Origin of the sequence: Kitasatospora sp. NPDC088134 (assembly GCF_044741705.1) — a bacterium.
In the GTDB taxonomy this organism is placed as follows: Bacteria; Actinomycetota; Actinomycetes; order Streptomycetales; family Streptomycetaceae; genus Kitasatospora.
Window position 1 is genome coordinate 694,600 of sequence record NZ_JBIUTD010000001.1, and the last position, 15,959, is coordinate 710,558.

The 15,959-nt window shown below is 76.7% G+C and carries 11 protein-coding genes; 2 read left to right on the forward strand and 9 right to left on the reverse strand.

Annotated features, from left to right (window positions below):
- Positions 1 to 8 precede the first annotated feature (8 nt).
- From ACIOHG_RS02805 to eccD, 8 genes are all read right to left on the reverse strand, one after another.
- Complete coding sequence (locus ACIOHG_RS02805) at positions 9 to 323, reverse strand: hypothetical protein (RefSeq protein ID WP_400944540.1); 315 nt, start codon at positions 321 to 323, stop codon at positions 9 to 11.
- A complete protein-coding gene (locus ACIOHG_RS02810; protein ID WP_400944542.1) occupies positions 316 to 756 on the reverse strand; it encodes a YbaB/EbfC family nucleoid-associated protein in 441 nt (146 codons plus the stop codon). The genes ACIOHG_RS02805 and ACIOHG_RS02810 overlap by 8 nt, the downstream gene beginning before the upstream one ends.
- Positions 757 to 827: 71 nt before the next feature.
- Positions 828 to 2,876: a hypothetical protein gene (locus ACIOHG_RS02815; RefSeq protein ID WP_400944544.1), complete on the reverse strand. Its 2,049-nt coding sequence runs from the start codon at positions 2,874 to 2,876 to the stop codon at positions 828 to 830.
- An 88-nt stretch (positions 2,877 to 2,964) separates the two neighbouring features.
- Entirely contained in the window at positions 2,965 to 3,393 is a 429-nt protein-coding gene (locus ACIOHG_RS02820) for a hypothetical protein (RefSeq protein WP_400944546.1), read from the reverse strand.
- A gap of 5 nt (positions 3,394 to 3,398) precedes the next feature.
- Positions 3,399 to 3,704 (reverse strand): hypothetical protein, encoded by a 306-nt coding sequence (locus tag ACIOHG_RS02825; RefSeq protein ID WP_400944548.1) that lies wholly within the window; start codon positions 3,702 to 3,704, stop codon positions 3,399 to 3,401.
- A gap of 92 nt (positions 3,705 to 3,796) precedes the next feature.
- Positions 3,797 to 4,150 carry a WXG100 family type VII secretion target gene (locus ACIOHG_RS02830; RefSeq protein ID WP_400944550.1) on the reverse strand — a complete coding sequence of 118 codons (354 nt, stop codon included), beginning with the start codon at positions 4,148 to 4,150 and terminating at the stop codon, positions 3,797 to 3,799.
- 131 nt (positions 4,151 to 4,281) lie between these two features.
- Positions 4,282 to 5,715, reverse strand: coding sequence for a type VII secretion protein EccB (gene eccB / locus ACIOHG_RS02835; protein WP_400944552.1), 1,434 nt, complete (start codon positions 5,713 to 5,715; stop codon positions 4,282 to 4,284).
- A 49-nt stretch (positions 5,716 to 5,764) separates the two neighbouring features.
- On the reverse strand, positions 5,765 to 7,138 hold the full coding sequence (gene eccD / locus ACIOHG_RS02840) for a type VII secretion integral membrane protein EccD (protein WP_400944554.1): 1,374 nt from the start codon (positions 7,136 to 7,138) through the stop codon (positions 5,765 to 5,767).
- A gap of 204 nt (positions 7,139 to 7,342) precedes the next feature.
- Between eccD and eccCa the strand changes: the two genes are divergently transcribed.
- Both eccCa and ACIOHG_RS02850 read left to right on the forward strand, forming a co-directional pair.
- The gene (gene eccCa / locus ACIOHG_RS02845) at positions 7,343 to 11,437 is read left to right on the forward strand and encodes a type VII secretion protein EccCa (protein WP_400944556.1); all 4,095 of its coding nucleotides are present in this window, start codon (positions 7,343 to 7,345) and stop codon (positions 11,435 to 11,437) included.
- Positions 11,438 to 11,588: 151 nt separating this feature from the next.
- Positions 11,589 to 14,486, forward strand: coding sequence for a hypothetical protein (locus ACIOHG_RS02850; protein WP_400944558.1), 2,898 nt, complete (start codon positions 11,589 to 11,591; stop codon positions 14,484 to 14,486).
- 65 nt (positions 14,487 to 14,551) lie between these two features.
- Here the strand turns inward: ACIOHG_RS02850 and ACIOHG_RS02855 are convergent, their stop codons facing one another.
- Positions 14,552 to 15,607, reverse strand: a complete 1,056-nt coding sequence (locus ACIOHG_RS02855) for a hypothetical protein (protein WP_400944560.1) — start codon at positions 15,605 to 15,607, stop codon at positions 14,552 to 14,554.
- Positions 15,608 to 15,959: the final 352 nt, after the last annotated feature.

The following is a 15,959-nucleotide window of genomic DNA, read 5'->3' on the forward strand; positions in this document are numbered from 1 at the left end:
TCCTGCCGTCAGAAGTTGTTCATGGTGAGGACGGTGTCGTCGTCGGCCTTGTCCAGGGTCCCGGCCAGGGCCTCGCCGTTGGCGCCGGCGTCGCCCATGGTGGTCTCGATCTTGTTGACCAGTTCGGTGAGGATCGAGGTGCCCTCGTCGACCTTGGAGTGGTACTGCTTGCCGATCTCGTCGTCGCCGCCGACCTTGAGGTTGAGGCTGTTGATCAGGTTGACGTCGCCCTTCACCTTGGCGATCAGGTCGCGGAGTTCGTAGAACTCGGCGAAGGTGACCTTCAGGTTCGAGGTCTTGCCGGTGACGTGCGGCTCAGCCATCGAACTCCTCCTGGCGGCCGGAGCGGCGCTGCCGGTCGGCCTGCTCCTGGCCGGGGCGCATCGCGTAGAGCGGGGCGAGGATCTCGTCGAGCTCGGTGCCGCCGGTCATCGACAGCCGCAGCGTCTCGCCGAGGTCGTCGAACGCGCCGATCCGCTGGGCGACCTGCTCGCCGACGGTGGCCCGGGCCTGGTTGAGCAGGTCGGTGAGCTGCTTGCCGAGTTCGGCGGGCGCCATCGAGCGGTACGCCTCGGTGTGGAAGGTGATCGAGACCACCTGGCCCTGCGGGCCGACCTTGACGGTGACGGACCGGTCCTTGGTGGTCGCGGAGGCGGTGAGCTCGTTCAGCTCCTGCTGCAGCGCCTCGGCCTTGGCCAGTTCGCTGCGCATCTCCTCCATCGCCAGGGCCACCTGCTCGGCGAACGGGGTGCTCATGCGGGTCCTTCCGGTGGGTGCGGGCCGCCGGGGCGCGGGTCGCGCCCCGGCGGGGAGGGGGAAAACGGGGGTCAGCGGCCGATGACGCCGTGCACGGCCCCGGTGTCGGTGCCCCAGACCTCCTCGTCCTCGGCGAGCCAGGTGGTGCGGCGGCGGTCCTTCTCGCCCTGGCCGCCGGGGGCACCCATGCCGCCGCCGGGCATCATCGGCATGCCGCCGGAGCTGGTGGAGGTCTGCCGACCGGTCAGCAGCGCCTGCTCCTGGGCGGCGGCCCTGGCGGCCTTCTCGGCGGCCATCCGCTCGGCGTTGGCCTGGTCGGCGGCGGCCTTGACGGTGACCGGGTCGGCGCCGCCCGCCAGGGCCTTGCTGCCGATGCCGCCACCGGTGCCGAAGATGCTCGGCAGGCCGCCGATCCCGCCGGGGCCGGAACCGCCGGAGCCGAGGCCGGGGCCGCCGGTGGTGTAGGAGAAGCCGCCGGTGCCGAAGTGACTGGGCGTCAGCAGGTCGCTGCCGCCCCCGCCGCCCGAGTACTTGTCGGCGAGCAGCTGCCGGTACTGCGGGATCGGGTTGCCCTTGCCGTCGCGGACGGTGCCGTCGGGGCCGATGGTGTAGTCCTTGCCCGCCACCATCGGGTTGCCGTTGGCGTCGAGCACGGGCTTGCCGTTGGCGTCGACGATCCGGCCGTCGTCGGTGATCCGGGAGCCGGGGGGCACGGTGACGGGCTTGTTGTCGGTGGTGCTGCCGCCGGTGCCGATGCCACCGATCCCGCCGATGCCGCCGATCCCGCCGCCGATCAGGTCGGCGCCGCCGGTGCCGCCGGTGCCCTTGTTGCCGCCGATCCCACCGATGCCACCGATGCCGCCACCGCCGGGGCCGCCGCCGAGGTCGAACTTGCCGCCGCCGCCGAGGCCGCCGCCACCGGCCCCACCGCCGGTGCCGCCTCCGCCACTGCCGCCGCCGAGGCCGTTGACGTCGAACTTGCCGTTCCCGCCGAGGCCGTCACCGCCGGGGCCGCCCTTGCCGGGGTCGTCGATGCCGGGCGGGGCGGGCGGAGCGCTGAACGGCAGCTTCAGGTTGGCCTCCCCGATGGGGTGGCCGACCATCAGGTCGCGGGTGGTGTGGTAGCTGGTCTCGATGCCGGTCAGGGCGTCCTTGGCGGCCGCGTCGAGGGTGTGCAGGTCCTCCAGCCAGATCGCCTTGGCCCGCTCCTTGACCTTGGCCCAGAAGTCGTCCGTCTTGGGGTCGCCGAACTTCGCCCCGCTGAACGTCAGGGTGAAGGAGGACGCGGATTGGGGATTGCCGTCGACGCCGGTCGGCGCCAGGCCGCCCTGGTTCTCCCAGAAGTCGTGGTCGTTGTTCGCGCCGCCGTAGGCGAGGTGCACCCGGGCGCCGGTCAGCCCCTCGTACAGGGCCTTGGCCAGGGACTGCTGCGGCGAGGACTCCTTGAGCGCCTTCCACGCCTCCCAGGCGGGGGCCAGCTTCAGCATCGCCCGGTTGAGCTCCAGGCTGTTCTTGCCCAGCTCGGTGATCAGATCCGTCTCGACCAACTTGTCGTAGAGGGTCTGCATCTCCCGGTAGTAGCCGGTCAGCACGGCCGAGAACGAGCCGGCGGCGCTGCCCTGCCAGTCGCTGCCGGGGCTGCCGACGTCCGTGGCCCACCCCTTGGCGATCGGTATCCACGTCTCCAGGACGGTCTTGACGTTCGTCAGCATGAGGGCGGCTTCATTGAAGGTCGGCGGGCTGCACCGGTCGTTCATGTAGGTGCTGCTCACCAGCGAGTCGATCACCCGCTGCCCGTCCTGCAGGAACTTGCCGTAGGCGGTGGACGGCCCGATGAAGCCGTCCTTGGTGGTCAGGCTGACCACGACGCTGCCGGTGCCGGCCGCGTTGCTGTAGTGGGGGATGGAGTTCCCGTCAGTGGTCGTCAGGACGTAGGAGTAGACGAAGTTCCAGGAGAACCAGACCTCGTGGTCCCCGCCGCTCTCCCTGATCCGGTTGGTGATCTCGACCTTGTGCTCGGCGACCCACTCCTCCTTCGGGTCGACGACGGCGGTGCGGGTGTCCCGGGTGGCGTACACCGCCGGCGCGACGAACGACAGGAGGTCTTCCCACTGGTTCACGGCGTGCTCTCCCTGCTGCTGTGACGGCGCGGCGGACGGACGGGCGGACCGGCCCCGCGCCGGAGCCGGTCCCCGTACTGACGGTGGATCAGGGGTGGCCGGCGCCCCCGCCGGTCCCTCCGCCCCTGAGGACGTCGTCGATCAGCCACATGAACTGGGCGGCGCTGAGCGCCTCGTCGTGGCCGTCGCTGAGCGCCCAGTCGGCGTGCCGCAGGTCGCCCTGGAGCTTGATGACCTGCTTCGCCAGCTCGCCGATGTACGCGTCGATCTGCCCCGCGTACGTGGACAGCGCGGTGACCAGCTCGCCCGGCGCGGTGTTGCCGTCGACCGAGGTCCCGGCCAGCAGGTGCGAGACGGTCGTCTTGTCGCCGACGAACAGCTTGACCTTCGCCCGCTCGGGCGACTTGTCCAGCGCGGCGATCAGCTCCGGGAGCTTGGTGTCGGCGAAGTTCTTCAGGTAGCTCTCGGTGACCTTGACCTTGCCGCCGTGGTGGTCCTCTTCGTCCTTCTTCGCCACCGGGCTCAGCCCCTGGCGTGGTCGAAGTGGGTGCTGGCGAGCATGTCGGCGTCGCGGATGGTGTCGCGCATCTCGCCGAGCTTGCCCTGGGCCTCGCCGATCTTGACGCCCATGCTGGTGTCCGCGTCGCTGAGCTTGCGGGAGAATTCGTCGGCCGCGCCGGAGAACTGGCCGATCAGTTCGACGCCCAGGTGCTGCTTCAGCTGCTGCATGGTCTGCTCGTTCTGCTCGACCATGTGCCGGAAGCTGGTGCCCAGGTCTTCGATCGCCTTGTCGAGGTTGGCGTAGTGGAGTTCCATGTCGCCGCTCATGGTCCGGCCCTTTCGTTCGAGGTGCTCGGCCGCCGCCCGTCGCGGCGGCCGGTCCGACAGTGGATCAGCGGCCCGTCGCCGGGCCGGGACTGCTACGGGTTCAGCACGCCCTCGATGTAGCCGGGCAGGGTGCTGCCGCCACCGCCGCCGATGCCCATGGCGAGCTTCACGGTGTGGTCGCCCGCGTTGGCGAGCTGGCCCTTGCCGGCGTTCAGGCTGGCCTCGAACTCCCGGTACGCCGCAGTGACCTTGGCGTACTCCTCGCCCCACTCGCGCATCTTGTCCTGGAAGACGGTGCTGGCCGCGCCCTGGAAGCTGTCCCGGACGGCGTCGGTGATGCCGTCGATGTGCATGCGGGTCTGCTCCATCGCGGTGTACTGGCCCTCGACCCAGGCCACCACCTTGTCGATGGCGGCATCGGTGTTCTTGAACGTCGGCGTGCTCAACGCTGTCCCTCCTCGCGTGGCGCCGGCCCGGGCGGGCGGCTGGACGTGTCGCGGGGCCGCGCCGGAACCCGGCCCGCCAGGGTGAACGGCCCGCCGCCGCCCGGTGGTTCACCGTCCGGAGCCCCCTCCGGTCACTTCGCGCAGCGCCCCTCCGCCGCCGCCGGCGGCTGGACCACGCCGCCCGCCAGCGGGCCCGGGTCCAGGCTGGGTCCGGTCGGCAGCAGCGACAGCAGCCGGGACGGCACCCCGGACGGGGCGGCCTTGCCGTAGCCGAGCTGCTCGGCGACCGCCGGCGAGGCCAGCGGGTACTTCACGCCGGTGTCGGTGACCAGGTACAGCGTGCTGCCGTAGCCGCCGCCGGCCAGCGCCCGCACCAGGGCGCCGCCGCCGGGCCGGACCGCGATCCGGTCGGCGGGCGCGCAGGACGGCAGCACGCCGGGCTGGAGCGCCGGGGGCAGGCCGAGGACGGTCGCGGAGTCCGGGACGGTGAGCGCGAGTTCGCCGTCCTCGCCGGGGCGCAGCGCCGCGCACAGCGCCCGGTCGGCGGTGGTCGGCAGCAGCTCCGGGGGGCGGGCGGGCAGCCCGGCCGGGTCGGCGGCCTTCGCGGCGGGCGCGGTGTGCGCGGCCAGGTCGGCGGCGCCGACGGGGGCGGCGGCGACCCGGCCGCCGCCGTAGGCGTCGCGCTGGGTGCGCGGGTCGCCGAGCAACAGGGCGAGCTGGGTGGCCGTCAGCGGGGCGAGGCCCTGCTCGGTGAGCAGCCAGCGCTCCTCGCCGAGGCCGGCGAAGAGCTGGCCGACCCGGGTGGGCTGCCCGGACAGCACCGGTCCGGCGCCGCCCCGGCCGGGCACCTCGGGGGCTCGCAGGTCGGGCCCGGCGGGGAAGGCGCCGAGGAAGGCGGCGGTGACCGGCACCGGCGTGGCGGCGGCCCAGCCGAGGGCGTGCACGGCGGCGGGGTCGACGGCGGAGCGGCGGCCGTGCCAGAGCAGGTGCAGGCCGCCGTCGGGGGTGGTGGCGAGGACGCCGCGCTCGCCGGCGTCCCGGCCGGGCTGCCGCAGGCCGACGCCGACGGACAGCAGCGGGGCGGCGGTGGCGGTGCCGGACGCGCGGACGCTGCACACCTGCCAGTCGGTGCCGCCGACCGCGTCGGCGGCGGGCAGGCCGTCGGGGGCGCCGACGATGCCGACCGGGACGCCGCGGCCGGCCCCGGCCAGCGAGCGCTCGGAGACCTGCTCGACCCGGAGCCGGTCACCGGCCAGCAGCCGGGCGCTGGCCTCGTTCAGCACGGGGTGCAGCAGGCCGTCGGCGTACAGGTAGCGGGCGCCGCTCTCCTTCGCCACCACCAGGGTGCCGGGCTGCTTCCAGCCGGTCGCGCCGCCGGGCACGACCAGGCCGTACACCCCGGCGCCGGCGCCGATCAGCAGGGCCAGCACCAGGCCGGTGACGGCGCCGCGGTTGGTGCGGCCGACGGGCGTGTCGGGGGCGTCGGGCTCGGCGCGGAGCACGCCCGCGGCGACCCGACCCATCACGAACAGGTGGGCCTGCACCTGGTCGCGTCGGGACTGCATGCGCTGCTCCTCCTCGGGTCCTGGGGTGGGGTGGGGTGCTGACGGGGCGTCAGCCCGCCAGGCCGCGCATCCGCGCGTAGAAGCCGAGCACCTGGAGCGCCAGCGGCAGCAGGGCGAGCGCGGCCAGCGAGTGCAGCAGGTCGCCGGCCCGGCCCCAGTACGGGAGCAGCCGGCGGCCGGGGACGGTGCGGGCGACCACGGCGAGGACGGTGGCGGCGGCCAGCAGGGCCGCGAACAGCACCAGCCGCCCGGCCGGGTCGGTGTCCCGGCCGACGTGCAGGGCGAGCAGGGCCAGGCCGAGCGCGCCGGGCAGCAGCAGGGCCAGGCGGTGCCGGACGCCGCCGATGTCGCGGGCGTGCAGGAGCAGCAGCACCGACAGGTCGGCGGCGGTCGCGGGCACGCCCCAGCCGCCCTCGCCGGAGGTGGCGAGCAGGGCCAGGGCGACGGCGCAGACGGTGCCGACGGCGAGCAGGAACCCGGCCAGGTAGCCGTCGGCGACCAGGCTGCGGGAGAGCACCTGCTCGGCCGGGAACGGCTCGATCTCCTCCTGGAGCTCGTCGGCGTTGCGGGGCAGCGCGGGCAGCCGCAGCCCGGCGAGCTTGAAGGACAGGCCGGGCACGAACGCGCCGAACAGCACGGCGAAGGCGGCGGTGACGGCGGCGGCGTGCGTGACGGGGGCGCCGGAGGCGGCGACGGCGCCCGCGACGCCGGCGGCGACGGCGGCCACCAGCAGCCCGGCGAACACCGGTCCGGCGCCGACCAGGGCGACCGCGAGCACGGTCGAGCCGGCCGCCGCGGAGCCGCCGGCCAGCAGCCGGGCGGTGCCGGTGACGCCGGGGACCAGGGCGGCCGCGGCGGCGGCGTGCGCGATCCCGGCCACCGCCAGGGCCAGGCCGGCGGTGCGGTCGCCGACCAGCCGGGCCACGGCGGCGGCCCCGGCCAGCAGCAGCACGGCGGCGGCGCCGGCGGCGGCGCAGCGCGGGGCGGCGGGGCCGGGCTGGGCGAGCAGCAGCAGGCCGCAGGCGAGCGCGGCCAGGGTCAGGGCGAGCGCGAAGCGGTGGGTGGTGGCGGGGCGCCAGGAGTCGCCGCGGGCGGTGGTGCCGGTGCGGACGCCGTCGACCAGGTCGTCGAAGTGCACCTCGGGGAGTTCGCCGAGGCCGGGGCGGAGGAACAGCTCCTCGCCGTCGTGCAGGCCCAGCGCCTCCAGGGTGCGCTCCTCGTCGAGCGGCCGGCCGCCGGCCCGCTGGAGCACCCAGCCGCCGTGGTCGCCGCCGCTCTCCTCGGCGCCGGGCCCGGCGTGGCCGAGCACCGCCGGGAGCAGGTCGGCGAGGACCACGTCGCCGGGCACCGCGAGCTCGAACGCCGCGTCGGGCGCCCGGAACCTCAGTCGGACGAGTCCTTGGGCCGCCGTGCCACCGCTCACCTGATCGTGTCCTCCCGCGGAGCCCGGACCGCCCGGCCTCCCGTGGGACCAGTACGGACGGCGGGCCCCGGGCGGTTCACCCGCGTCCGCCGAACCGCTGGGGAGCCGCCGAGCCGTCGGGGCCGCTGAACCGTCCGGGGCCCGCGGACCGTACGCCTGGGTGGGCCCGGCCGGTGGGCGGGCCCGGTGAGAGGAGAGCCCCCGTTGAGCGTGGTCCTGGTCGACCGTCCGCCCCGGCGTCCCGGACCGGCGATGCCGGACGGGGAGCTCCAGTTGCAGGAGCCGCCGGTGCTGCCGGAGCAGCAGAGCGGCATGTCCAACATGATCGCGATGGCGCCGATGGCGCTCAGCTCGCTGTCGATGGTGATGATCTTCCTGAACCCGCAGTCCGGGGGCGGGCCGCTCACCTACGTGGCGATGGGCATGATGGGCCTGTCGGCGGTCGGCATGCTGGTCACCCAGCTGATCCGGGGCGCGGGTGACCGCAAGCGCCAGCTGCGCGCCGAGCGCCGCGACTACCTGCGCTACCTGGCCCAGATGCGCCGTCAGGTCCGCCGCCACATCGGCGGCCAGCGCCGGGCGCTGGCCTGGCGGCACCCCGCGCCGGGGGCGCTGGCCACCATGGTGCGCTCCTCCCGGCTGTGGGAGCGCCGCTCCGCGCACCCCGACTTCGGCGACGTCCGGATCGGGGCCGGGCCGCAGCGCCTGGCGGTGCGGCTGGCCCCGCTGTCCACCCAGCCGGTGGAGGACCTGGAACCGCTGTGCGCGCACGCGCTGCGGCGCTTCATCCACGCCTACGGCACCATCGACGCGCAGCCGATCGCGGTGCACGTGCGCGGCTACGCGCACGTGCTGCTGCGCTGCGAGCGGCCCGCCGCGGAGCCGTCGGCCGAGGGCGCGGCGGTGCCGGAGGCGGAGCCCGCCGACCCGGGTCCGGCCCGGGCGCTGGTCCGCGCGATGCTGGCCCAGCTGGCGTTCTTCCACGCCCCGGACGAGCTGCGGATCGCCGCCGTGGTCGCCCCCGGCCTGCGCGCGGACTGGTCCTGGCTGAAGTGGCTGCCGCACGCCCTGCACCCGACCGAGAGCGACGGGGCGGGCCCGGTCCGGCTGGTCGCGGACTCGCTGCTGGAGCTGGAGCAGCTGCTCGGCCCCGAGTTCACCGACCGGCCGCCGTACGAGCCGGACACCCAGCCGGGCCGCGACGAGCCGTTCACCGTGATCGTGCTGGACGGCGTCCGGCTGCCCGCGGGCAGCCGGGCCGCGCTCGCCGGGTACCGCAACGCGGTGCTGCTGGACCTGGCGGGGGCGCTGGAGTGGAAGCACGCCCCGCACCGGCTGCGGCTGCGGCTGACCGAGGGCGACGGGACGGCGGCGCCGCTGCTGGAGCTGGTCGCCGCGGACCGCAACCGGCAGGACGAGGCGACCGCGCTCGGCCGCCCCGACGCGCTCTCCGCGGCCGCCGCCCGGCGCTTCGCCACCGTGCTCGCCCCGTACCGGCTGGGCGACGCCCGGGACACCGCCGAACCGCTCGCCACCGACTTCGACCTGACGGCGCTGCTGGACATCAACGACCTGTACCGGCACGACGTCGCGGGGCGCTGGGCGGCCGGGACGGGCGGGCGCCGACTGCGGGTGCCGATCGGCCTGGGCTCCGACGGCAGCCCGGTCGAGCTGGACCTGAAGGAGTCCGCGCAGGGCGGCATGGGCCCGCACGGCATGCTGATCGGCGCGACCGGCTCCGGCAAGTCCGAGCTGCTGCGCACCCTGGTGCTGGCGCTGGCGCTGACCCACTCCTCGGAGACGCTGAACTTCGTCCTGGTCGACTTCAAGGGCGGCGCGACCTTCCTCGGCCTGGACGACCTGCCGCACACCTCCGCGGTGATCACCAACCTGGCCGACGAGGCCGCGCTGGTCGACCGGATGCGCGACGCCCTGCACGGCGAGCTGAACCGCCGTCAGGAGCTGCTGCGGGCGGCCGGCAACTACAGCTCGCTGCTGGACTACGAGACCGCCCGGGCCGCCGGCACCCCGCTGGACCCGCTGCCGACGCTGTTCGTGGTGGTCGACGAGTTCAGCGAACTGCTGTCCGCGCACCGCGACTTCATGGACCTGTTCATCATGATCGGCCGGCTCGGCCGCTCGCTCGGCGTGCACCTGCTGCTGGCCTCGCAGCGCCTGGACGAGGGCCGGATGCACGCCCTGGAGTCGCACCTGTCGTACCGGATCGGCCTGCGCACCTTCTCCGCGATGGAGAGCCGCGGCGTGCTCGGCGTCCCCGACGCCTACCAGCTGCCCTCGCAGCCCGGCAACGGCATCCTGCGCAGCGACACCGCCACCCTGACCCGGTTCAAGGCGGCGTACGTCTCCGGCCCCTACCGCCGCCGACGCGGCGCCACCCGGCAGGCCGTCGCGGCCGGCCAGGTCGTCGCCTACGGCACCGAGTACGTGGTGCCGCGCCCGGTCGAGACCGAGCTCCCGGCCCAGGCCGCCGCGGTCGAGGAGGAGCCGACCGAGACCCTGCTGGAGCTGGCCGCCGACCGGATGCGCGACGCCGGCCCGCCCGCGCACCGGGTCTGGCTGCCGCCGCTGGAGACCCCGCCGACCCTGGACGAGCTGCTGCCGCCGCTCACCCCGACGGCCGCACACGGCCTGGCCCCCGACGGCCGCCCCCCGGTCGGCGACCTCACGGTGCCCGTCGGCGTCGTCGACAAGCCCTTCCAGCAGCAGCGCGACCTGCTCACCGCCGACCTGTCCGGGGCCGGTGGCCACGTCGGCATCGCCGGCGGCCCGCAGAGCGGCAAGAGCACCCTGGTGCGCACCCTGGTCGCGGGCCTGGCCCTCACCAACTCGCCGCGCGAGGTGCAGTTCTACGGCCTCGACTTCGGCGGCGGCACGCTCTCCGGCCTGCGCGGCCTCCCGCACGTCGGCGGCATCGCCGGCCGGCACGAGCCCGAGCGGGTCCGGCGCACCATCGCCGAGGTCGCCGCCGTCATCGCGCACCGCGAACTGCTGTTCGCCCGGCTGAACATCGACTCCGCGACCACCTACCGGCGGCGCCGCGCGGCCGGCGACCCGGCCCTCGCCGAGGAGCGGCACGGCGACGTCTTCCTGGTCGTGGACGGCTGGAACACCGTCCGCGAGGAGTTCTCCGACTGCGTGCCCGCGCTCGCCGTGATCGCCGGGCGCGGCCTCAACTACGGCGTCCACCTGATCGGTTCGGCCGCCCGCTGGACCGACTTCGCCAGCGGCCTGCGCGACCAGCTCGGCACCCGCTTCGAGCTCCGGCTCGGCGACCCCACCGACTCCGCCATCAACATGCGGGCCGCCCAGGGCGTCCCGCGCGTCCCCGGCCGCGGCCTGACCGCCGACCGGATGCACTTCCTCGGCGCACTGCCCCGGATCGACGGCCTCGGCGACAGCGAGAGCCTCAGCGACGGCGTCGCCGACCTGGTCGACGCCGTCGACGACCACTGGGACGGCCCGCGCGCCCCGCAGGTCCGGATGCTGCCGGTGCTGCTCGACGCCGCCGAACTGCCCGCCCCCGAGGGCCGGCTGCGGATCGCCCTCGGCCTGGAGGACACCGCGATCGCGCCGCTCTGGCACGACTTCGAGGAGTCCCCGCACCTGCTGGTGGTCGGCGACAGCGAGAGCGGCAAGACCAACCTGCTGCGCCTGGTGGTCGACGCCGTCACCACCGCGTACACCCCCGCCGAGGCCCGGATCATGCTGGTCGACTTCCGGCGCGGCCTCTACGAGAGCGTCCCCGAGGAGTACCGCCTCGGCTACGCCGTCGCCGTGGACGTCCTCAAGCAGGTGGTCACCGGGGCCGCCCGCGCCATGACCGCCCGGCTGCCCGGCGAGGAGATCAGCCCCGCCCGGCTGCGGCTGCGCGACTGGTGGACCGGCCCCGAGCTGTTCGTCCTGGTCGACGACTACGACCTGGTGCCCGCCCAGCCCGGCGGCGCCCACCCGTTCGCCCCCGTCCTGGACTTCCTCGCCCAGGGCACCGAACTCGGCCTGCACCTGATCGTCGCCCGCTCCGCCAACGGCGTCGGCCGCGCCTACAACGACCCGCTGCTGCGCCGCCTCCAGGAGGTCAACACACCCGTCGCGCTGCTGTCCTGCCCGCCCAGCGAGGGCACCCTGTTCGGCAGCGTCAAGCCCCGCCAGCTCCCGCCCGGCCGCGCCCTGCACATCACCCGGCGCCGCACCGTGCAGCTCCAGACCGCCCTGCTGCCGCCCCCGGAGCCCGAGGACGACCCGGACCACCCCGCCACCGCCCGGGCTGGCACCCGGTGACGCCCCGTCAGGACCGCCCCGGGGCCGTTCCCGCCGCCGCTCCTTCGGCCGGCCCTTCCGCCCGTCCCCCCGCCGCTTCCTCCGCCGCTCCCGGCCCGGGCGGCGGCCCGCCGGTGAACCCCCGGGCGGGCGGCGGCCGTGGAACCCGGCGATGAGCCTCTCCCGTTCCGCCGCCGACGCCCCGCAGCCCGCCCCGCCCCACCGACGGTTCGGCCGCCGGCGGGGCGGCGCGGCGGCCGCGCCGCCCGCCGGAGGCGCCCCGGCCCCCGCCGCGCCCCGGCCCGCCCCCGTGGCCCGCCGCTCCGAACTGCGCGAACTGGGCCCGCACATCGTGATCGCCCCGGCCTCCGCCGGGTACGACGAGCTCTGGGCCGCTCTCGGCGCGCTCCGGCCCGTCCCCGACAGCCTGGTCGTGGTGGCCGCCGCCGACGACGCCGCGCCCGTGCTGCGCGACCGGATGGGCGAGCTCGGCGACCTGGCCCGGGCCCGCGGCGCCGGCGTCCTGGTGCTCGCCGCCTCCGGCCTGGCCGCGCTCGCCCCCAACGGCCGCCGCCCCGCCGAGGTGGTCGCCGCCCGGGCCGGACTGCCCGTCATCGCCCCCGACGGCCTGGTCGAGATCACCGCCGACGGCGACCTCGACGTCCTCTCCCCCGACGGCGCCGCCGGGGCCGCCTCCTGGTGGTACTGCGCCCCCGGCGCCGAACCCCGCCGGGCCCGCCGGGCCGCCCGCACCCCCTCGGCCGCCCCCGCGCCCGCACCGGCCCCCGCCGTCCCGCCCACCGTCCGGGTCCGCCGGCTGCCCGCCGGCTACTGGCTCACCCACGCCGCCGCCCCGCCGCCCGGCCCGCTCCCCGGCCTCGCCCTGGCCGCCGGGCCGCCCGGCAGCACCGTCCTGGTGGTCGGCACCCCCGGCGCGCCCGTGCTGCTCCCCGAGGACTTCGTCGCCGCCGCCACCGCCCTGCCCGTCGACCCCGACCGGGTCCTGGTCAGCGCCCCCTGGGCCGCCCCCGACGAACTCGCCGCCCTCACCGCCGCCCTCACCACCCGGCTCGACCGGCCCGTGCACGCCGCGATCGGCGTCCCCGTGCTCGGCGCCACCGGCCCCACCTCCCGCATCCTGGACGCCCACGGCCACCCGCAGTGGGAGCCGTTCCTGCTCCGCCTCGCCGCCGTTCCCGGCGACGCCGTCTCCCCCACCGCCTGGCACAACGGCGGCGCCGACTGGCGCACCGACCGGCCCGCCGTCTTCGCCGCCTTCCCCTACTGGGCCCTGGAGGCCGTCCCCGCCGGCCTGTGGCTGCGCCCCGAACCGGCGCACGTGGTCACCCCCCGGTTCCGCCGCCCCGAGACCACCCGCCCGCTGCTGATCGTCGGCGAGCGCGACCGCCCGGTCGCCCCCGACGTGTTCGAGGAGCTCGGCTGCCTCCTCGACCGCCTCCCCGCCGTCGGCGTGCACGGCTTCGGCCTGCTCGTGCACGGCCTGCTCGACCCCGCCGCCGCCACCGTCGCCCGGTTCGTCGCCCGCACCCACGACCTCGACTGGCTCGGCCCCGAACAGCCCGTCGGCGCCCCGCCGCAGCCCGCCCCCGTCTCCTACGGCAGCGTCGCCCCGCCCCCGCCCCGCCACCACTACCGCCCCGCGCCCCCGCCCACCCTGCACCAGCACCGGCCGTCCCCGGCCCCCGCGATCGGCCACGGGCCGGGGACGGCGCCGAACCCGGACCTCGGACCGGCCGCGGCCACAACCGCGGCCACGGCCACCGGGCCGGGGCCGCTGCCCGACGCCGTGCCGGCCCCGGACGCCGTCCCCCCGATCGGCCCGCCCACCCGGGCCGCGACCTCCAGCGGCCCCGGCCTCGCCGACGCGCCCGCCACCACCGCGACCGCCGCCACCGCGCACGCCACCGCCGCCGCTCCGGAGCCGTACCCGGCCACTCCCCCGTGGGCCGACGAACCGTCGAGCCCCCGCCCCGAGGCGCCCTCCTGGGCCGACGACCCCGACCTCGCGCCCCGGCCCTACCCCACCCCGGAACCGGACAGCGATCCGGACCTCGCGCCCCGGCCCTACCCGACGCCGCTCTCCGACCCCGAGACCGAGACCGACCCGGACCTCGCGCCCCGGCCCTACCCCGCCCCGGAACCCGACCCCGCCCCCTCCTCCCGCCGGCCCGACGGGCCGTCAGACCCCTTGCCCGGCCCGGGCACCACCCCTCTCCCGGCCGCCGCGGCCCGACTGCGGCTGCTGCGGCCCGAGGAGCTTCCCCCACCCGCCGCCGCCACCACCGTCAGCACGGCCGCAGAGCGGGACGCCGTCCGGGCGCTGCTCGGCGAGCACTACCACCGGTGCTCGGGGCGGGTGGAGCAGGTCTCGACCCGGTTGCCGGGCGTCCGGTCGACCGCCAAGGACGACATCAAGCCGGACCTGGCCGCCGTCCTGCTGCACCACACCGACGCGGGCGTGCCGGCCGACCGGGACGGGCTGGTCGCGGCGGCCCGCTCCGGCGATCCCCGGCTGGCCCCGTTCCTGCGCTGTCTGGGCTCGGGGCTGCGCCGGCTGCCGAGCCACCACGGCGCGGTCCTGCTGGGCGCCCCGCCCGGGGCCGACCCGGAGGAGCTGCTGGCGCTGTACCGGGTGGGCGAGCAGCTGACCGAGCCGGGACCGGTCACCGGCCTGACCGCGTCCTCGGTCGAACTGCCGGGCGTCCTGGTGGAGTTCGTGATCTGGTCGGTCACCGGCCGGCGCACCGCGGCGTTCTCGACCGGCCCGGAGGAGGCCCGGGTCACCTTCTCCCCGGGCACCGTGTTCACCGTCCTCGGGGCGCTGTCCGGCGAGGCCACGGGCAGCCCGGCCCGGGTGCTGCTGCGCGAGTCCGGCGGCCCCGCGGACGCCGACCCGGCCGCCCGCGACCGCAACACCCTGACACGCCTGCACTCCTGGCTGGACCGCCGCGACCGGCTCGGCCCGGCCGACCGCCGGACGGTCGAACGGCCCGAGCGCTTCCACCACACCCCGGGAGCCGAACTCCTCCCCGCCCCGCCCCCTGCCTGACCCCCGCGCCCCCACCCGCCGGGGCGGTCCCGGACAGCACCCGGAACCGCCCCGGTCCCCCGCGCTCAGCCTTGTGCGCGACCGTGTTCCGCGCGGTGCGCCGGCGGGGCGGTGCTCTCCCCGGCCGGGCTGGTCGCCTCCGGCGGGGCGACCGGGCGGAGGCCGCGTTCGGCGGGCCCGCTGTGGGCGGTGCGGCGCAGGGTGGGGACGTCCCGGCCCGGCCATCCGCCGGCGGTCTCCGGCTCGTCGTCCTCGACGTCCCAGAGCGCGGGCCTGGCGTGCGGCACGGGAACGGACCCGGTGTCGGCGTCCTGGTCGTACGCCGGGGCGGCCCACCGTCCGCCCGCCGGGGCGTCCTGGGCGGCCGGGGCGTCGAGGACGGCCTCCCGCGCGGTCTCCGGCCGGACGGGCCGGACCCGGGGGCGCTGGGCGGTCAGCTTCCCGTGCAGCACCCCGGGGTTCTTCGGGCGGATCGCCCGGACCTCGCCCGGGCCGAGCATCCAGTCGGGGACGGGCGCCTCCTCCCACCCCTCAGGGATCGGCGGCCGCCGGTACGCCGTCGCGGCGCCCGCGGACTCCTCCTCCCGACGCTCCTCCCGGTACTCCTCCCGACGTCCTTCCCACCGCTCCTCCCGGCGCCCGCCGGTGACCGGTGTCGCCCCGCCCCGCTGCCCGCCGACCGGTACCGGCGCGTCCGGTCGGCCCTCCTCCGGCACTCCGGCGCCCCGTCCCCACTCCGGCCCACCGGCCCCGGCGGCAACGTCCCGGCCGACGGCGCCCCCGGCCCCGGCCCCCGGCGCGGAGGAGGTCCGGACCGACGGCGCGGCGGCCGGGGGCGGCGGGGCGACGGGCGGGGCCGGGGTGTCGAGGCGGTGCAGGCGCAGGGTCAGGCCGCCGCTGCGGACGGTGCCCGAGCCCGCGTCCTGCCAGGGGGCGGGGACCCAGCCCGTGCCGGGGGCGAGGCGTTCGGGCACCAGGTGCCACTCGACGGCGGCCGGCACGTCCAGCACCGCGCCGGTCCGGCCGGGCAGCACCCAGGTGCCGTGGGGGGTGCGGGCGACCGCGCGCCGCTCGTGGTCGGCGTCCGTGCCGGCCACCGTGATCCGCCAGGCTCCGCTCATCCGCAGCAAGGGTGTCCTCCCCGAGGTCCGCGCGGGCGGACGGCCCGCCCCGCACCCTGCTCGACGGCCCGCCGGACACCCGGGGTTCAGGCGCCGACGGCGCGGGCGGGGCCCGGAACCGCGGCAGCGGGCCTTCGAACACCTGGCGCACCGTCGGCGAATTCTGGTGGAATGCCAGCTGGACGCATGGTGTCACCGTCCGGGAGTGCGCTCGAACGACCGGCAGAACAAGGGTGGTTCGTCGACGCACCGACCTCCCGCGACGGATCGGACACGTCGAATTCGTGTGGCAGACTGCCGCGCGGGACGTGCGGGAAAGCGCGGGAAAGCGTGCGACGACAGCCCTTCTACC

Bases quoted from the DNA above. Each gene is read 5' to 3' on its own strand.
- ACIOHG_RS02855 (WP_400944560.1), bottom strand. From the start codon at position 15,607: ATGAGCGGAGCCTGGCGGATCACGGTGGCCGGCACGGACGCCGACCAC.
- ACIOHG_RS02850 (WP_400944558.1), top strand. From the start codon at position 11,589: ATGAGCCTCTCCCGTTCCGCCGCCGACGCCCCGCAGCCCGCCCCGCCC.
- ACIOHG_RS02810 (WP_400944542.1), bottom strand. From the start codon at position 756: ATGAGCACCCCGTTCGCCGAGCAGGTGGCCCTGGCGATGGAGGAGATG.
- eccB (WP_400944552.1), bottom strand. From the start codon at position 5,715: ATGCAGTCCCGACGCGACCAGGTGCAGGCCCACCTGTTCGTGATGGGT.
- ACIOHG_RS02825 (WP_400944548.1), bottom strand. From the start codon at position 3,704: ATGAGCGGCGACATGGAACTCCACTACGCCAACCTCGACAAGGCGATC.
- ACIOHG_RS02805 (WP_400944540.1), bottom strand. From the start codon at position 323: ATGGCTGAGCCGCACGTCACCGGCAAGACCTCGAACCTGAAGGTCACC.